This is a genomic window from Micromonospora sp. NPDC049836, assembly GCF_044465125.1.
Lineage (GTDB): Bacteria > Actinomycetota > Actinomycetes > Mycobacteriales > Micromonosporaceae > Micromonospora.
On sequence record NZ_JBITLH010000009.1, the window covers coordinates 107,924 to 123,747 of the forward strand.

Sequence of the window (15,824 nt, forward strand, 5' to 3'; positions counted from 1 at the left end):
GATGTGACCATCCTGCGGGTCGGCGAGCAGCCCGCCACCGCGACGGACCGGACCCACCGGCCCACCCTCACCTCCCGCCCCACCATCCCCCCGCAGCCGGGCATGCCGCCCCGGACCCGCCGCATCCTCATGCTGTCCTGGGAGTACCCGCCCGTGCTCGTGGGTGGCCTCGGCCGCCACGTGCACGCCCTCTCCGTCGCCCTGGCCGCCGCCGGCCACGAGGTCACCGTCGTCACCCGGCACGCCGACGGCGCACCCCTGGAGGAGTACGCCGACGGCGTGCGGATCGTCCGGGCCGCCGAGGACCCGGTCACCTTCCCGCTGGCCACCGACTCCCTGCTGGCCTGGACGATGGCCTTCAACCACACCCTCACCCGGGCCGCCCTGCGCGCCGCCGAGTCCGGCGGGTACGACGTCATCCACGCCCACGACTGGCTGGTCGCGCACACCGCCATGACGCTGCGCGAGCACCTGGACATCCCGCTGGTCAGCACCATCCACGCCACCGAGGCGGGCCGGCACCAGGGCTGGCTGCCCGAGGAGATGAACCGCACCATCCACGGCGTCGAGCACTGGCTGGCCAGCGAGTCCGGCCGGGTCATCGTCTGCTCCGGCTACATGCGCGACGAGGTGGGCGCGCTGTTCGGGGTGGCGCCGGCCCGGGTCGACGTGGTGCCCAACGGGGTGGAGCCGCAGCGGTGGCGGGTGCCGGCCTCGGCGGTCGCCGCCGCCCGGGCCCGGTTCGCCGGGGACGGCCCCCTGGTCACCTTCGCCGGCCGGCTGGTCTACGAGAAGGGCGTGCAGCACCTGCTCGCCGGGCTGCCCCGGCTGCGCGACCGGCACCCCGGACTGCGCGCGGTGATCGTGGGCGACGGGCCGTACAAGGCGACCCTGGAGGCCGAGGTGCACCGGCTCGGGCTGGGCGCCACGGTGAGCATGCCGGGCTTCCTCGGCGGCACCGAACTGCCGGCCGTGATGGCCGCCGCCGACTGCTTCGCGGTGCCGAGCATCTACGAGCCGTTCGGCATGGTCGCCCTGGAGGGCGCCGCGGCCGGCGCGCCGCTGGCCGTCTCGCGCACCGGCGGGCTGGCCGAGATCGTCGAGCCGGGCGTCACCGGGATGACCTTCGCCCCGCAGGACCCGGACGGCCTCACCGAGGCCGTGCACGCCCTGCTGTCGGACCGGGAGCGCGCCCGCGCCCTGGCCCGCCGGGCCCGCACCATGGTCCACGAACAGTACGGCTGGTCGGCCATCGCGTCCCGCACGGCCGCCGCGTACGCCGCCGCCATCGCGGGCGATCCGGCGTTCACCGCCGCCCGCGCGGAGCAGCGGATGGCCCTCGGCCGGCCCGTGCCCGCCCTGCCGGAGGGCAACCTGCTCGCCGCCGCCGGCCTGCGCTGAACCGAGCCACGACGGCCGCCGACCCCGGCTGGGGCGGCGGCCGTCGTCGCGGTCACGGACAGCGGAAGTAGCGCTGCCTCCGTCTCGCCTCGACCGTCAAACGCCAGGCCCGGAGCAGCTTCTTGGCGTGCTGTACGCGGGGACATGTCCCGTCGGCACGGCAGTGCGGGCAGCGCTTGCGCGTGTGGAAATCGACCATGAAGCCGGCGGCTATGACGAGGAATGGCGGCTCAGGTTCCCAGCTGCTAGTCACGTGGTGATGATAGACGACTAGTATCATCGCCTACTAGGCGTGCATCAAGCTGATACGTGACTAGTTGTCGGACACCTAGCGTCCGGTACATGGCCAAGAAGCTGCGGCTGGTCGGCTCGGCGGAGATCCGTGTGCTCCTCGGAGGCGTGTCGCGACAGCGCGTGTATCAGATCACCAGTCGCCGCGACTTCCCCGAACCCGTTGCCGTGCTCCAGATGGGCAACGTCTGGCTCGCCGAGGACGTCGAGCGGTGGATCGCCGAGAAGCGACCCGAGATGGACTAGTGCCGGCGTACGCGAAAAGGCCGCCGACCCCTCGCGGGGCCGGCGGCCTTTCTCGTCAGACCGGGGGCTTGTCGTCAGACCGGGGTCAGCGCTGGTCGGCGGGGACGTAGTCGCGCTCGGCGGCGCCGGTGTAGATCTGCCGCGGGCGGCCGATCTTGGTCTCCGGGTCGTTGATCATCTCGCGCCACTGGGCGATCCAGCCGGGGAGGCGGCCCAGCGCGAAGAGCACCGTGAACATCTTGGTGGGGAAGCCCATGGCCTTGTAGATCAGGCCGGTGTAGAAGTCCACGTTCGGGTAGAGCCGGCGGGAGACGAAGAAGTCGTCGGCGAGGGCGATCTCCTCCAACTGCACCGCGAGGTCCAGCAGCGGGTCCGGCTTGGCCATCCGGCCGAGCACGTCCTGGGCGGCCTTCTTCACGATGGCGGCGCGCGGGTCGTAGTTCTTGTAGACCCGGTGGCCGAAGCCCATCAGCTTCACGCCGTCCTGCTTGTCCTTGACCTTCCGCACGAAGGACCGGACGTCGCCACCGTCGGCCTGGATCTGCTGGAGCATCTCCAGCACGGCCTGGTTGGCGCCGCCGTGCAGCGGGCCGAAGAGGGCGTTCACGCCGGCCGAGACCGAGGCGAAGAGGTTGGCGTTGCTGGAGCCGACGAGGCGGACCGTCGAGGTGGAGCAGTTCTGCTCGTGGTCGGCGTGCAGGACGAAGAGCATGTCCAGCACCCGGGCCATCACCGGGTCGACCTCGTACGGCTCGGCCGGCACACCGAAGGTCATCCGCAGGAAGTTCTCGACGTAGCCCAGCGAGTTGTCCGGGTACAGCAGCGGCTGCCCGATCGACTTCTTGTAGGCGTACGAGGCGATGGTGGGGACCTTCGCCATCAGCCGCACCGTGGACATCTCCACGTGCTCGGAGTCGAACGGGTCCAGGCTGTCCTGGTAGAAGGTGGAGATGGCGCTCACCGCGGAGGAGAGCACGGCCATCGGGTGCGCGTCGCGCGGGAAGCCGTCGAAGAAGCGGCGCATCTCCTCGTGCAGCAGCGAGTGCCGCCGGACCCGCTCGCTGAACTCGGTCAGCTGCGTCTGGCTGGGCAGCTCGCCGTAGATGAGCAGGTACGAGACCTCCAGGAAGGAGGACTTCTCGGCCAGTTGCTCGATCGGGTAGCCCCGGTACCGCAGGATGCCCGCGTCACCGTCGATGTAGGTGATCGCGGACGAGCAGGACGCGGTGTTGACGAAACCGGGGTCGTAGGTGGTCATCCCGGTTTCCTTGAGCAGACTGCCGACCTTGATGCCGGCGGGGCCCTCGACCGCGGACTGCACCGGCATCGACAGCTGGCCACCGGGGTGGTCGAGCTTGACTTCCGTCATCTGTTCCTCGCTTCGCCGGCAAGATCTTCGTTGAATTGCCTTCGCTTTTACCGTAGTCACGGTCGGAGGGACACCGCTCGTCATGGTTCTTCGGTGAGGTATGCGTCACCCGATTCCCGACTTGCCGGCTCGGAAACCCGGTGGAAGCGCGCCCACGGGGCGTCGAGGCAGGTGGCCGGCCGGGCGTCGAACCCGCAGGCCGGCACTCCCGGCGCGGTCGGGCCGGCGCTCAGGAGAGGGTGAGCCGGCGTAGCCCACCGGCGCCGTCCACCCGGTAGAGGTCCAGCCGGTTGGCGCCGGCGGCGAAGAGCCGGTCGTCGGGGAGGAAGGCGGCGAACCGCCGGCCCCCGGGGTCGGGCGGCACCACCGGGACGACCGCCCCCACGGTGCCGTTGACCGCCACCGCGAGCCGGGTGCCGTCCGGCACCGACGCCGGCACGGTGCCCCAGACGAGGGCGGGCAACCGGCCGTGGGCCGGGTCGACGGCGCGGAACGCGTCGAGGTTCGCCACGGTGGCCGTACCGCCGGCGGGCCGGTCGCCGACCCGGGTGCCGACCAGCGGGTCCGGTGCGGGCGTGGGCGGCGGGGCCGGCACCCCGCCGGTGATGGTCAGCGGCTGCCCCGGCCGGTCGTAGAAGCGTTTGTCGGCCCGCTGCCGGGGGGCCAGCCGCGCCGGGCTGCCCTCCATCCGCCAGGGCACCCGGATGTGGGTCTCGTCGAGGATGGTGGGCAGCAGGTCCACGTGCTCCCAGTTGCGGTCGTCGACCCGACCGGCCCGCTGGCCCGGCTCCTTGACGAACAGCGGCACCCAGGCCACCTGGTCAGGGGCATGCTGGATGGCATCCAGCCCGCGGCCCTGCCAGCCCTCGCGGAAGCTCACCCCGTGGTCGGCGGTGACCAGCACCAGCGCCTTGTCGTACAGGCCGCTGGCGCGCAGGGTACGCAGCGTCTCGCCGATCAGCCGGTCGGTGTAGCCGAGCTGGGCCAGATGCCGCGCCCGGGCCAGCTCGGCCCAGCCGGCGCCGTCGTTGGGCAGGTCCTCCGGCGCGGCGTACTGCGCCCCGGACGGCAGGTACCGCCACGGCGAGTGCGGCATCAGCAGGTGCAGGAAGTGCAGGGTGGGCTGGGCCGACGGGCGCAGCCCGGCCAGGAACGTGGTGAACCGGGCCGGCTGGTTGTCGTCCAGGGTGTCCCAGCGGAACTTCGGGTCGGCCGGGACCGGCTCGGCGGCGTCCAGCCCGGCCTCGGCCCGGGTCTGCTCCCGGTACGAGTCCTCCGGGTCGATCCGGCTCTCCACCGGCGCGGTGACCTGGCCCAGCAGCCGGCCGCTCTCCCGGACCAGCACGCCGAGCCCCTGCGGCCGGCTGGCCGGCTGCTCGCAGCGGCTGGGCGGGCAGAGCCGGGTGATGCTCTCCTCGGCCTTGATGTCGTACAGGCCGCCCAGGGCGGTGAACAGGTTGTCCGGGTACTGCGAGTAGTGCGGGGCCAGCCCCTGCGCCGGGTACCGGCCGGTCAGCATGGCCGGCAGCGCGTACGGGGTCCAGCCGCTGACCCCGGTGGCGTTGCGGTACCAGGTCGAGCCGGCGGCCAACTCGGCGAAGTGCGGGTAGCGGGTCGCGTCGATGGTGCCGCCCGGGCCGAGCAGGGACACCAGGGGCAGCTCGTCCAGCACGATCATCACCACCGGGGGGTGGCCGCCCGCGCTGGCCACCCCGGCCACGCCGTCGTGCCCGTGCGGCAGCACCACCGCGGAGGCGGGCGAGGCGAACAGGAACAGCCCGACGAAGACCAGCGGTCCCACCGCGGCCACCCGCAGCACCCGCGCGAGGGCCCGCCACCGCCGGTGCGCGACCGCCCCGGCGGCCCCGGCCGCCGCGGCCACCAGCAGCAGCGGTACGCCCCGCAGCGGCGTGCCGTGCCGCCCGACCTGGACCGCCAGCGCGGCCAGCAGCAGCCCGACCAGCAGCGTGTGCACGGCCGCCCGGGTGACCCGACCGGCGGCCAGGCTGGCCGCGCCGAGCAGGGCGAACGGCACGGTCGGCGCGATCGCCACCAGGGCCACCAGGGCCAGCACGTCCAGCCGGGTGGCCTGGTGGAACAGGAAGAAGTCGGGACTGTGGCCGAGCACGTCGAGCAGCGGCTGGGTGACCACCAGCCCGACCAGCGCGACCACCTCCGCCAGCCGGCCGGCCTCGGCCCGCCAGCCGGTCCCGCTCCGCAGCCGCCCGGGCGGGGCCGGTGCGGCCTCCGCCGGCGCGAGGGTCCGCTCAGCCACCCACGGTCACCTGGTACAGCGTCCGGGTGCCCGACGGCAGCTCGACCCGGCGGACGAGCCGGCCCCGGGCCGCGAGCAGCGCCTCGAAGGTGTCCCGGCGGTAGTCGGGGAAGAGCCCGTCCGGCTTGTTGTCGAGCAGCCGGCGGGCCATCGGGTCCTCGGGGTGGACGAACTCCACCACCAGGGTGCCGCCCGCGGTGCCGAGGCCGACGAGCTGGTCCAGCACGTCGGCGAGCGGGACGTTGCGGCCGAGCGCCAGGTGGTGCACGAGCGCCAGGGCGAGGACCGCGTCGGCCCGGGACCGGTCGGCGAAGCCGGCCCGCTCCACCCCCCGCCAGCCCCCGCCCGGCGACGGGTCGGCCAGGTCCATGACCAGCGGCAGGATCCGCTGCTCGCCCTCGTCCCGCAGCGCCCGGTAGAGCGCGTCGACCACCGCCGGGTCCTGCTCGACGGCGACCACCTGGTCGGCGTGCCGGGCGGCGATCCGGGCGTACCGGCCGTCGTTGGCGCCCAGGTCGAGCGCGAGGCCGCCACCGGTGGCCGCCACCGCGCGGTCGACGAACTGCTCCTTGGCCTGCCGGTCCGGCACCGAGTACGCGCAGGTGCGCTGGTAGTCGACCCAGTGGCTGTCCTCGGGCCGGTGGTCCAGCCGGCGGACGAGCTTCGTCAGCCCGCGTACCGTGGCCAGGGCCAGCTCCCGGGAGTAGCCGGCCGCGCGGAGCTGGGCGCGGACGTCGGTGGTGCTGGCGCCCGCGTTGCGGGCCTGCATCGCGCCGTGCAGGTGGACGTGGGTGAGCACGCCGGCGCACAGCCGGCGGGCGCCGGCGAACAGGCGGCGCATCTGGTCCGGCTCGATGCCGTCGACGCGGGCCCGCAGCCACGGCTGGAAGTCCAGCCCCAGGTGGGCCTGGAGCAGCAGCGGATAGAGCAGGGTCTGGCAGAACTGCCGGTACCCGGCCCAGGGCTCCCCGTCGCGGGCCGGCTCGAACGAGCCCACGTCGATGAAGACCGGCGTGGCGCCCCGCCACTGGAGGTTGTAGGCCGAGCCGTCCTTGAGGGTGAACCCGGCCGCCAGGGCCGCCGCGAGAATCTCCAGGTGCAGCAGGGCCGCGTCGCGCAGCATCGCGTACGACCACTCGTAGGGGTGGCTGACGAACGGGATGCGCTCGTGCCGCAGCACCGCCGCCCACGGCAGGTCCACCGGGGTGGGCAGCAGTTCCTCGGTGCCGCAGACCCGGCCGGTGGCGAGCAGGTCGCGGAAGAAGTCGCTGGCCGCGAGGGCCCGCCAGTCCCGGGCGGAGCGCTCGTCCAGACCGCGGAACACCTCGCCGTGGCGGTGGAAGACCCGGTTGCCGGGGTCCCGGAAGGAGCCGGGTTCGACGCGTACGCCGGTGTCGGAGACGACCACGCGGTCAGCCCTGGTCACTCGGCTGACGCCGGAACCGGGCGACCAGCCGCCGCCAGTAGAGCTTCGCGGCCACCGCGGTGCCGGCGACCCCGCCGACCACCGCCTGCACGATCAGGCTGCCGGACCCCGCGTCCAGGTAGGCCAGGTGCGTCACGGCTGACTCCCTTCCCTCGCCGGTTGTCCAAACCCAGGACGAAATAAGGGCTTTCGCCCCTCTTAGGCGGACTTGTCCCCACGGTACGCCCTCGATCCCGACCGTGCGGGCCACACCGGCCACACCACCCCCGTCCGATCCGTTCAAGACGGCTGGCACCACCGCTGCCTACGGTGGCGGCATGACACCGCACTTCGACCTGATCGGCCTGGTCGTCACCGACATGGGCCGCACGCTGGAGTTCTACCGTCGGCTCGGCCTGCCGGTCCCGGCCGGCGCCGAGCACGAGCCGCACGTGGAGATCACCCTCGACAACGGCCTCCGGCTGGCCTGGGACACCGTCGAGACGATCCGCGGCTTCGACCCCGGCTACACCCCGCCCAGCGGCGGCCCGCGCGCCGGCCTGGCGTTCCGCTGCGCCGAGCCCGCCGAGGTCGACGGCTGGTACGCCGACCTGACCGCCGCCGGCCACCACGGCCATCTGCCCCCGTTCGACGCGGTCTGGGGCCAGCGCTACGCCGTCGTGCACGACCCGGACGGCACCCCCGTCGACCTCTTCGCCCCGCTGACCCCCTGACCCCCACCCCGCCGCACCCGTCGGTCAGGAAGTCGTCGCGCCGACGCAGATCGGCTGCCGAGCGGGTGGGGTCAGCCGGGGGTGAGTAGGCGGGCCGGCGGCAGGCCGGCGAGGTCGGTGACGTCGCGGGTGAGGTGGGCCTGGTCGGCGTAGCCGGCCCGGGCGGCCACCTCGGCCAGCGGGACGCCGGTGCCGGCCAGGTCCAGGGCGCGGCGCATCCGCAGGATGCGGGCGAGGGTCTTCGGTCCGTACCCGAAGAGGAGCTGGCTGCGCCGGTGCAGGGCGCGCGCGCCGAGGCCGACCTCGGCGGCGGTGGCGGCGACGGTGCCGCCGGCGGCCAGCCGGGCGGCGACCCGGGTGCCGAGCGGATCCGGACCGCCCGCGGCCCGCAGCCGCGCCACGGCCACCCCCTCCAGCACCGCGGCCACCGCACCGGACTCGCCGGCCGGGCCCGTCGCCGGCCGGGCGAAACCCGGGGGTACGCCGGTCGGAGCCGCCTCGGCTGCCGCGCGGGCGGCGTCGACCCGGTCGGCCAGGTCGGCGGCGGCCCCGCCCCACAGGTCCACCAGGGCTACCCGCAGGTCCCGCAGCTCGTGGGCGGGCACCCCGAACACGGCGGGCCCGACGCCGGGCGGCAACCGCAAACCCACCCACCGCTCCCCCGCCGCGCCGGTGGAGAGGTGGGCGGTCCGGTCCGGGCCGGCGACCAGCAGCCCGGCCCGGGTGGACCAGAGCAGGTCCAGGCAGCCGTCCGGGAGCACCCGGGCGGGCACGCCGCCACGGGAGACGCTCTCCCAGCGCACCGCGCCCCGGATCCGCACGGCCGCCCGCTCCCGGTACATCCCTCCACCCTGCCACGCCCCCCTGGCAGCCGGCCGCCTCGGTGCTGGCCGGCGGCCGGCCGCCCGCGGCCCCGGTGCCGCGGTGACCGCGACCGCCGACCAGCGCGGTCGGCAGGCGCCCTGTGGCGTCCATGCCAGACAGGTTCGACGGCTCCGCCCGGCCCGGCCCGTCAGCGCTATGCGTCGGCTGTGGCTCCCGGCAGCCGAACCGTGAACACGGTCCGCCCGGGGCGGCTGGACACGTCCACCCGGCCATGGTGCGCCTCGACCACCGCGGCCACGATGGCCAGGCCCAGGCCGGTGCTGCCGTGGGCCCGGGAACGGGAGCTGTCGCCGCGGGCGAAGCGCTCGAAGACCTCCGGCTGGAGGTCGGCGGGGATGCCCGGGCCGTCGTCGGTGACGTCGAGTTCGACGCCGCCGGCCACCGGGGCCAGCCGGGTGGTGACGGTCGTGCCGGGCGGGGTGTGCACCCGGGCGTTGGTGAGCAGGTTCGCGACCACCTGGTGCAGCCGGTGCGCGTCGCCGGTGACGGTCACCGGTTCGTCGGGCAGGTCGAGCTGCCAGCGGTGGTCGGGGCCGGCCACGTGCGCGTCGCTGACCGCGTCGACCAGCAGCGCGGTCAGGTCGACCGGTTCGGCGGCGAGCGGCCGGCCGGAATCGATGCGGGCGAGCAGCAGCAGGTCGTCGACGAGGCTGGTCATCCGGGTGCTCTCCGACTCCACCCGGCGCAGCGCGTGCGCCACGTCCGCCGGCACCTCGGCGCGCCCGCGCCGGGCGACCTCCGCGTAGCCGCGGATCGCGGCGAGGGGGGTACGCAGCTCGTGGCTGGCGTCGGCGACGAACTGGCGTACCCGCATCTCGCTGGCCTGGCGCGCGGCGAGCGCGGCGGCGACATGGCCGAGCATCCGGTTGAGCGCGCCGCCCACCTGCCCGACCTCGGTGCGCGGATCGGTGTCGGGCTGCGGCACCCGCACCGACAGCGCCACCTCGCCCCGGTCCAGCGGCAGCTCGGCGACCCGCGCGGCGGTGGCGGCGACCCGGTTCAGGGGGCGCAGCGTGGCCCGCACGATCACCGCGCCCAGGCTGCCGGCGATCAGCAGCCCGGCCGTGACGACCCCGGCCTGGGCGAGCAGCATCCACATCACCGTCTCGTCGACCTGGGCCAGCGGCACGGCGATGACCAGCACGTCCCCGTCCCCGCGGGGTGAGCGCATGGCGATCGCGCGGTAGTCGTCGCGGTGGGCGACGTCCACGGTGCGGGGCCGCTCGTCGGGGGGCACGGCGGCCAGCCCGGCGACGTCGGCGTCCGGCACCTCCTCGGTGGTGCCGCTCTCGGCCCGGATGCCGGCCGTGGTGTCCCCGGACGGCGCCACCCGGACGGCGATCGAGCCCGACGGCAGCCCGCGCGGCGGTTCCGGCACCCCCCACTCCTCGCCGGGCTGCCCGGGCAGGGCGGGCCGGGACGGGTCGCCGCCGGGCCGGAGCATCCGGGCCAGGTCGGCGGGACGCCGGTCGCCGAGAGTGAGCTGGTTGTCGACCTGCTGGATGAGGAAGTGCCGCAGGGCGACCGTGGTCAGCCCACCGATGCCGACACTGACCAGGGCGAGCAGCGCCACCACGGAGAGCACCAGCCGCCGGCGCAGCGACCAGCCGGCCAGCCGCCGCCGCAGCCGTCCGGCCCGGTCACTCCGCTGGCTTGAGGACATAGCCGGCACCCCGCAAGGTGTGGATCATCGGATCCCGGCCCACGTCGATCTTCTTGCGCAGGTACGAGATGTAGAGCTCGACGACGTTGGCCTGGCCGCCGAAGTCGTAGTTCCACACCCGGTCGAGGATCTGCGCCTTGCTGAGCACCCGGCGCGGGTTGCGCATCAGGTAGCGCAGCAGCTCGAACTCGGTGGCGGTGAGGGTGATCAGGTCGCCGCCCCGGCGTACCTCGTGGCTGTCCTCGTCCAGGGTGAGGTCGCCGACGGTGAGCACGGCGTCCTCGCGGGTGGCGACGGCGAACCCGGAGCGGCGCAGCAGGGCGCGCAGCCGGGCGATCACCTCCTCCAGGCTGAACGGCTTGGTCACGTAGTCGTCGCCGCCGACGGTGAGCCCGGCGATGCGCTCCTCCACGGCGTCGCGGGCGGTCAGGAAGAGCACCGGCACGGTGGGGGCCTGTTCGCGGAGGCGGCGCAGCACCTGGAAGCCGTCCAGGTCGGGCAGCATGACGTCGAGCACCACGGCGTCCGGGTGGAACTGCCGGGCGGCGCTGATCGCGGCCATCCCGTTGCCGGCGGTGGAGACCTGCCAGCCTTCGTAGCGCAGCGCCATGGAGAGCAGGTCGGTGAGGGTCGGCTCGTCGTCCACCACCAGCACCCGCACCGGCTCGCCGTCCGGTCGCCGCAGCTCGATCCGGCCCTGCGCGGCCCGCCCCTCCATGACCATGCCCCCATCGTGGGCGTACCCGCTGTGCCGGGCCTGTCCCGATCCTGTGTACCAGCTGTGCCGGCCGGCCGGACGGAATCGGCCCGCGCGCCAAGCTGGTTCTTCCGCCGAAGGCTACCGAGTGGTAACTTGCCGGCATGTCCATCGACGGTCGTCCCGCCGGCCGGTTGGCCGGCAAGGTGGTGCTGGTGACCGGGGCGGCCCGCGGCATCGGCGAGCACACCGCCCGGCTCGCGGCGGCGCGGGGCGCGACCCTGGCCCTGGTGGGCCTGGAGCCCGACCGGCTGGCCGCGCTCGCCGCCGAACTGGGCCCCGAGCACGTGTGGTTCCCCGCCGACGTCACCGACCAGGACGCCCTGACGGCGGCGGCCGAGGGCACGGTCGCGGCGCTCGGCGGCATCGACGCGGTGGTCGCCAACGCCGGGGTGGCCAACCGGGGCACCATCGCCGTCGGCGACGTCGACGCGCTGGTCCGCACCGTCGAGGTGAACCTGATCGGGGTGATGCGCACCGCCGCGGCCACCGTGCCGGCGCTCATCGCCCGCCGGGGCTACCTGCTGATCGTCTCCTCCGCCGCCGCGTTCGCCGCGCTGCCCGGGATGGCCGCCTACTGCGCCTCGAAGGCCGGGGTGGAGCACTTCGGCACCGCGATCCGGCTGGAGCTGGCGCACCGCGGCGTGGCGGTCGGCACGGCCCATCCGTCCTGGGTGGACACCGACCTGGTCCGCGAGGCGCGGGCGGACCTGCCGGCGTTCGAGACGGCGCTGAGCCGGCTGCCCTGGCCGATGCGCAGCACCACCTCGGTCGAGGAGTGCGCCGAGGCGTTCGTCCGGGCCGTCGAGCGCCGCCGCCGCCGGGTGTACGTGCCCCGCGCCGTCGGCGCCGTGCAGGCGATGCGGTCGCTGCTGACCAGCCCGCTCGCCGACCGGGTGGTCGGGCGTACGGCGCGCAGCACCGTACCGCTGATCGAGGAACAGTCCCGGGCGCTGGGCCGCGGGTTCGGGGTGAGCACGCCGCCGGAGGTGCGGCGGTGAGCGCCCCGGTCGAGGTCGTCTTCGAGCGGCGCGGCGCCGGCCCGCCGCTGGTGCTGCTGCACGGCATCGGACACCACTGGGCCGCCTGGTCCCCGGTGCTCGACCGGCTCGCCGAGGCGCACGACGTGATCGCCCTGGACCTGCCCGGTTTCGGCCGCTCCCCGGTGCCGGCGAGCGGCCTGCCCAAGGACATGTCCGGCCTGGTCGCGGCCGTCGCCGAGGTCTTCGCCGCGCTGGGCCTGCACCGCCCGCACGTGGCCGGCAACAGCCTGGGCGGGGCGATCGCCCTGGAGCTGGCCGCCGCCGGGGCGGTCTCCTCGGCCACCGCGCTCTCCCCGGCCGGGTTCTGCGCGCCGCGCGAGCTGCGCTGGGCGCTGACCGTGCTGACCCTGCACCGCAACGCCGCCCGGCTGCCCGAGCCGGTGCTGCGCTCGGTGTTCGGCTCCCCGGCGCTGCGCACCCTGGCCCTGGGCATGATCCTGGCCCGGCCCAACGCGATGACCCTGGACGCGGCGCTGGCCGACGCCCGGGCGCTGCGCGAGGCGCGCGCCTTCCGCGCGGTGGCCCGCGCCGGCCGGGGGTACGCGTTCTCGGGCGCGCCGACGGTGCCGGTGACCGTGGCGTGGGGCACCCGGGACCGGATCCTGCCCTACCGGCAGGCCGCGCTGGCCCGGAGCCGGCTGCCCGGCGCGCGCCACCTCGAGCTCACCGGCTGCGGCCACGTGCCCATGCACGACGATCCGGACCGGGTCGTCTCGGTCATCCTGGAGACCACCCGGGCGGCCTGAGGCCGGGTCACTCGGTGGCGCCGAAGGGATCGGTGCGCACGTAGCGCATGGTCCAGGTGCCGGAGCCGTCGGGGCGGCCCCGCTCGTAGAGGTGGTCGGCCTCGCCGCCGCCCCGGCCGTCGGGGTGCCGCATGATCCAGCGGCGTGGCGGTTCCCCGTCCGGTTCGGCCGGTACGTCCCGGACCAGCTCGTCGGCGGGGCCGCCGACGAACCGCACGCGCACCTGAGCCACCCCCGCGCCCTCCGTTCCCACCGCGCCCGTCGCGCGGCCCTCCAGGCGAAGCTACCCCGCGCCGGCGCGGCCGGCGGCGCCCCTCGCCGGTTTGCCCAGCTCGGGGCTCGGGTACCGCGATGCGGAGCAGCCGGGGCGGCGACGTGCGCGGCGACCGGGACCGGACGAGGGCGAGGAGTGGTCGATGAGGACGCTGGGCGGGCGGTACGAGCTCGAACGGCGGATCGGCATCGGCGGGATGTCGGAGGTCTGGCGCGCCCACGACCTCGTGCTGGACCGGACGGTGGCGGTGAAACTGATCTCCCCGGTCCGGGACGGCGAGGCCGGCTCGGTGGCCCGCATCCGCGACGAGGCGCGGTCGGCGGCCCGGCTGGTCCACCCGAACGTGGCCAGCGTGCACGACTTCGGCACGTCACCGGCGCCGGGCGGCCGGGAGGTGCCGTACATCGTCATGGAGCTGGCCGAGGGCGAGACGCTGGCGGCGCACCTGCGCGGCGGCCCGCTGGACTGGCGGATCGCGGTCCGGGTCTGCGCCGAGGTGAGCGCCGCGCTGGCCGCCGCGCACGCGGACGGGATCGTGCACCGGGACGTGAAGCCCGCCAACGTGGTGCTCACCCCGACCGGGGTGAAGGTGCTCGACTTCGGCATCGCGACCTCGGCGGGAGCGGCCGACGACACGCCGGAGGGCATCGTGCTGGGCACGCCCGCCTACCTGGCGCCGGAGCAGCTGGACCGGCACCCGGCCACGCCCGCCGCCGACATGTACGCCCTCGGCGTGCTGCTCTACTACTGCCTGGCCGGCCGGCTGCCGTACCCGGCCGGCGGCAGCGCCACCCAGCTGATCGGTGAGCGCCGGCGCCGGCCGCCGCAGCCGCTGCCCGAGGTCGACGGGCTGCCCGTCGAGATCGCCGACCTGTGCCGGCGCTGCCTCGCCGACGACCCGGCGGTCCGGCCGACCAGCCTGATGGCGGCGTTGCTGCTCGCTGAGGCGGTCGACGCCCGGGTGTACGTGCCGATGCGGGCCGCCGTGCCACGGCAGCGCCGGGTTTCGGTGTCGCCGTGGACCGAGCGGGCCGCCGCGGAGGCGACCGAGGCGATGGCCGTGGAGCCGGGTCCGGCCGGCCGGCCGCGTTCCGGCGTACCGGGCCGCTGACCCGGCCCCGGCCCGGGCACGCCCCCGTCCACCTGCGGTTTCGCGGGCCGACGGCCGGGTAGCCGGGCGGGTGAGTGACGGGAGGAACGCGATGCCGGATCCGAGTTCCTGGCTGCCCGAGTCGGCCACAGCGACCGCGTCAGGCGGTCACGTACGTACCGACGACGGCGGTCTGTCCACCGCCCTGGCGTCCCCGCTGGCCCCGCACTGCACCGGGTTGACCCCGGAGCAGTTGCTGGCCGCCGCGTTCGCGTCCTGCCTGCATCACGCGGCGGTGGAGGCGGCCGGCGGGATCACCGACGAGGCGCACACGGTCGAGGTGACGGCCGAGGCGAAGCTCGGCCGCGACGACGACGGCCGGTACCGGGCCGACGTGCACGCGGAGATCTCCTCGGCCGGTCTCACCCGGGAGCAGTTGGCCGACCTGGTCGCGCACGCCGACCGGCTCTGGCCGTTCTCCAGCGACGACAACAGCCGGCACCGGCTCACCGTCACGCCGGCGGAGAACGGCCGGCATTGACGGGGTTCACCAGCGGAAGCCGGCGGTCACCGCCCGGTGGTCGCTGTCCGGGGTGTGCAGCACGTCCGCCGCGGTGGGGGTGAGCCCGCGATACAGCACGTGGTCGGGCCGGGTCACCGGCAGCTCCGCCGGCCAGGTGAAGCCGAAGCCCTGACCGGCGTCGGCCTGCGCGTCGCGCAGCAGCCGGGTCAGCGGGACGAAGGCCCGGTCGGTGGGGGCGGTGTTGAGGTCGCCGAGCACCACGAGCCGGGGCGCCGGATCGGCGCGGACGGTGGCGGCGAGGGCGGCGACGGTCTCGTCCCGGGTCGCGGTGTGTCCGGCCCGGGCGGAACCCAGGTGCACGACGTAGACGACGAGGTCGCCGGGCGGGGCGGCCACGACGGCGCGCAACGCCCGGTCCCAGCCCAGGCCGGTGTCGATGCCGTGGGACTCGCGGATCGGCCAGCGGCTCCACAGCGCGACCGTGGAGACCGCGCTCCGGTGCGGGTAGCGGGCGCCGAGGGCGGCCTCGACCCGGTCGCCGTCGTCGACCTCCTGAAGGCCGATCAGGTCCGGCGCCGCATCGGTGAGCGCGCCGACGGTGGCGGCCGGGTCGGGGTTGCCGGCGCGCAGGTTCTGGCTGGCCACCCGGACGGCGGTGGGCCCGGCGCCGGCCGCCGGAGGCAGCCAGGCGCCGCCGTAGAGGGCCAACCAGAGGACCGCGGGCAGCGCCACGGCCAGCAGCGCCCGCGGCGAGCGGCGCAGCGCCGCGGCCAGCCCGAGCAGGGGTACGCCGAGACCGAGCAGCGGGGTGGCGCTGTCCACCAGGCTGCCCAGCCCGTGCACGTTGGGCACCGCCCGGTGCCCGGCGATCAGGGCGGCGAGCAGCACGGCGAGGGCGACGACGCCCAGCCCCCGCCGGTCCCGGCGGCGGGCCGGGTCGCCGGCGGCCGGTTCATCGACCATCTGCTCCGTCACCGTCCGCATCGTATCGAGCCGGCGGGACGCGGGTGGCGGTGATCCCGGCACGGCCCCCGGGCGGGGCACCCGGCCCCTCCGGCCCGGCCGGTGCCACCAGGTGAGGGAGGGGCGCATGGGCCGAACGGCGGAGGCGCGGGCGGCTCG

The 15,824-nt window shown here is 75.4% G+C and carries 16 protein-coding genes; 7 read left to right on the plus strand and 9 right to left on the minus strand.

Going from position 1 to position 15,824, the window contains the following annotated elements:
* Positions 1–3 precede the first annotated feature (3 nt).
* Both ACIBPB_RS23550 and ACIBPB_RS23555 read left to right on the plus strand, forming a co-directional pair.
* Positions 4–1,401 carry a glycosyltransferase family 4 protein gene (locus tag ACIBPB_RS23550; protein WP_396841642.1) on the plus strand — a complete coding sequence of 466 codons (1,398 nt, stop codon included), beginning with the start codon at positions 4–6 and terminating at the stop codon, positions 1,399–1,401.
* 342 nt (positions 1,402–1,743) lie between these two features.
* Positions 1,744–1,938, plus strand: coding sequence for a helix-turn-helix transcriptional regulator (locus ACIBPB_RS23555; RefSeq protein ID WP_396841643.1), 195 nt, complete (start codon positions 1,744–1,746; stop codon positions 1,936–1,938).
* Between the two features lie 85 nt (positions 1,939–2,023).
* Here the strand turns inward: ACIBPB_RS23555 and ACIBPB_RS23560 are convergent, their stop codons facing one another.
* From ACIBPB_RS23560 to ACIBPB_RS23575, 4 genes are all read right to left on the minus strand, one after another.
* Positions 2,024–3,307 carry a citrate synthase gene (locus ACIBPB_RS23560; RefSeq protein ID WP_396841644.1) on the minus strand — a complete coding sequence of 428 codons (1,284 nt, stop codon included), beginning with the start codon at positions 3,305–3,307 and terminating at the stop codon, positions 2,024–2,026.
* Between the two features lie 229 nt (positions 3,308–3,536).
* The gene (locus tag ACIBPB_RS23565; protein ID WP_396841645.1) at positions 3,537–5,582 is read right to left on the minus strand and encodes a sulfatase-like hydrolase/transferase; all 2,046 of its coding nucleotides are present in this window, start codon (positions 5,580–5,582) and stop codon (positions 3,537–3,539) included.
* Positions 5,575–6,990 carry a class I SAM-dependent methyltransferase gene (locus ACIBPB_RS23570; RefSeq protein ID WP_396841805.1) on the minus strand — a complete coding sequence of 472 codons (1,416 nt, stop codon included), beginning with the start codon at positions 6,988–6,990 and terminating at the stop codon, positions 5,575–5,577. Before ACIBPB_RS23570 ends, ACIBPB_RS23565 begins: the two co-directional genes overlap by 8 nt.
* 4 nt (positions 6,991–6,994) lie before the next feature.
* A complete protein-coding gene (locus ACIBPB_RS23575; RefSeq protein WP_357327958.1) occupies positions 6,995–7,144 on the minus strand; it encodes a hypothetical protein in 150 nt (49 codons plus the stop codon).
* Positions 7,145–7,325: 181 nt separating this feature from the next.
* Here ACIBPB_RS23575 and ACIBPB_RS23580 point away from each other — a divergent pair, with 181 nt between their 5' ends.
* Positions 7,326–7,721 carry a VOC family protein gene (locus ACIBPB_RS23580; RefSeq protein WP_396841646.1) on the plus strand — a complete coding sequence of 132 codons (396 nt, stop codon included), beginning with the start codon at positions 7,326–7,328 and terminating at the stop codon, positions 7,719–7,721.
* Positions 7,722–7,792: 71 nt separating this feature from the next.
* Here ACIBPB_RS23580 and ACIBPB_RS23585 read toward each other — a convergent pair whose 3' ends face one another.
* The 3 genes from ACIBPB_RS23585 to ACIBPB_RS23595 all read right to left on the minus strand — a co-directional run bounded on the left by ACIBPB_RS23585 (position 7,793) and on the right by ACIBPB_RS23595 (position 10,987).
* Positions 7,793–8,563: a helix-turn-helix domain-containing protein gene (locus tag ACIBPB_RS23585; protein ID WP_396841647.1), complete on the minus strand. Its 771-nt coding sequence runs from the start codon at positions 8,561–8,563 to the stop codon at positions 7,793–7,795.
* 176 nt (positions 8,564–8,739) lie between these two features.
* Positions 8,740–10,269 (minus strand): sensor histidine kinase, encoded by a 1,530-nt coding sequence (locus ACIBPB_RS23590; RefSeq protein WP_396841648.1) that lies wholly within the window; start codon positions 10,267–10,269, stop codon positions 8,740–8,742.
* Complete coding sequence (locus tag ACIBPB_RS23595; RefSeq protein ID WP_357327976.1) at positions 10,247–10,987, minus strand: response regulator transcription factor; 741 nt, start codon at positions 10,985–10,987, stop codon at positions 10,247–10,249. The genes ACIBPB_RS23590 and ACIBPB_RS23595 overlap by 23 nt, the downstream gene beginning before the upstream one ends.
* Before the next feature lie 143 nt (positions 10,988–11,130).
* Here ACIBPB_RS23595 and ACIBPB_RS23600 point away from each other — a divergent pair, with 143 nt between their 5' ends.
* Together ACIBPB_RS23600 and ACIBPB_RS23605 are read left to right on the plus strand one after the other, a co-directional pair.
* The gene (locus ACIBPB_RS23600; protein WP_396841649.1) at positions 11,131–12,027 is read left to right on the plus strand and encodes an SDR family oxidoreductase; all 897 of its coding nucleotides are present in this window, start codon (positions 11,131–11,133) and stop codon (positions 12,025–12,027) included.
* Positions 12,024–12,815: an alpha/beta fold hydrolase gene (locus ACIBPB_RS23605; protein ID WP_396841650.1), complete on the plus strand. Its 792-nt coding sequence runs from the start codon at positions 12,024–12,026 to the stop codon at positions 12,813–12,815. Before ACIBPB_RS23600 ends, ACIBPB_RS23605 begins: the two co-directional genes overlap by 4 nt.
* Positions 12,816–12,822: 7 nt before the next feature.
* Here ACIBPB_RS23605 and ACIBPB_RS23610 read toward each other — a convergent pair whose 3' ends face one another.
* Positions 12,823–13,038: a hypothetical protein gene (locus ACIBPB_RS23610; protein WP_396841651.1), complete on the minus strand. Its 216-nt coding sequence runs from the start codon at positions 13,036–13,038 to the stop codon at positions 12,823–12,825.
* Between the two features lie 193 nt (positions 13,039–13,231).
* On the opposite strand from ACIBPB_RS23610, the gene ACIBPB_RS23615 reads away from it, so the two are divergent.
* The gene (locus ACIBPB_RS23615) at positions 13,232–14,200 is read left to right on the plus strand and encodes a serine/threonine-protein kinase (protein WP_396841652.1); all 969 of its coding nucleotides are present in this window, start codon (positions 13,232–13,234) and stop codon (positions 14,198–14,200) included.
* A gap of 91 nt (positions 14,201–14,291) precedes the next feature.
* The gene (locus ACIBPB_RS23620; RefSeq protein ID WP_357327937.1) at positions 14,292–14,720 is read left to right on the plus strand and encodes an OsmC family protein; all 429 of its coding nucleotides are present in this window, start codon (positions 14,292–14,294) and stop codon (positions 14,718–14,720) included.
* Positions 14,721–14,726: 6 nt separating this feature from the next.
* Here ACIBPB_RS23620 and ACIBPB_RS23625 read toward each other — a convergent pair whose 3' ends face one another.
* A complete protein-coding gene (locus ACIBPB_RS23625; protein ID WP_396841653.1) occupies positions 14,727–15,677 on the minus strand; it encodes an endonuclease/exonuclease/phosphatase family protein in 951 nt (316 codons plus the stop codon).
* Positions 15,678–15,824 lie beyond the last annotated feature (147 nt).

Coding starts and splice junctions, on each gene's coding strand:
- ACIBPB_RS23560 (WP_396841644.1), bottom strand. CDS start 3,307: ATGACGGAAGTCAAGCTCGACCACCCCGGTGGCCAGCTGTCGATGCCG.
- ACIBPB_RS23590 (WP_396841648.1), bottom strand. CDS start 10,269: ATGTCCTCAAGCCAGCGGAGTGACCGGGCCGGACGGCTGCGGCGGCGG.
- ACIBPB_RS23600 (WP_396841649.1), top strand. CDS start 11,131: ATGTCCATCGACGGTCGTCCCGCCGGCCGGTTGGCCGGCAAGGTGGTG.
- ACIBPB_RS23615 (WP_396841652.1), top strand. CDS start 13,232: ATGAGGACGCTGGGCGGGCGGTACGAGCTCGAACGGCGGATCGGCATC.
- ACIBPB_RS23585 (WP_396841647.1), bottom strand. CDS start 8,563: ATGTACCGGGAGCGGGCGGCCGTGCGGATCCGGGGCGCGGTGCGCTGG.
- ACIBPB_RS23595 (WP_357327976.1), bottom strand. CDS start 10,987: ATGGAGGGGCGGGCCGCGCAGGGCCGGATCGAGCTGCGGCGACCGGAC.
- ACIBPB_RS23555 (WP_396841643.1), top strand. CDS start 1,744: ATGGCCAAGAAGCTGCGGCTGGTCGGCTCGGCGGAGATCCGTGTGCTC.
- ACIBPB_RS23580 (WP_396841646.1), top strand. CDS start 7,326: ATGACACCGCACTTCGACCTGATCGGCCTGGTCGTCACCGACATGGGC.
- ACIBPB_RS23620 (WP_357327937.1), top strand. CDS start 14,292: ATGCCGGATCCGAGTTCCTGGCTGCCCGAGTCGGCCACAGCGACCGCG.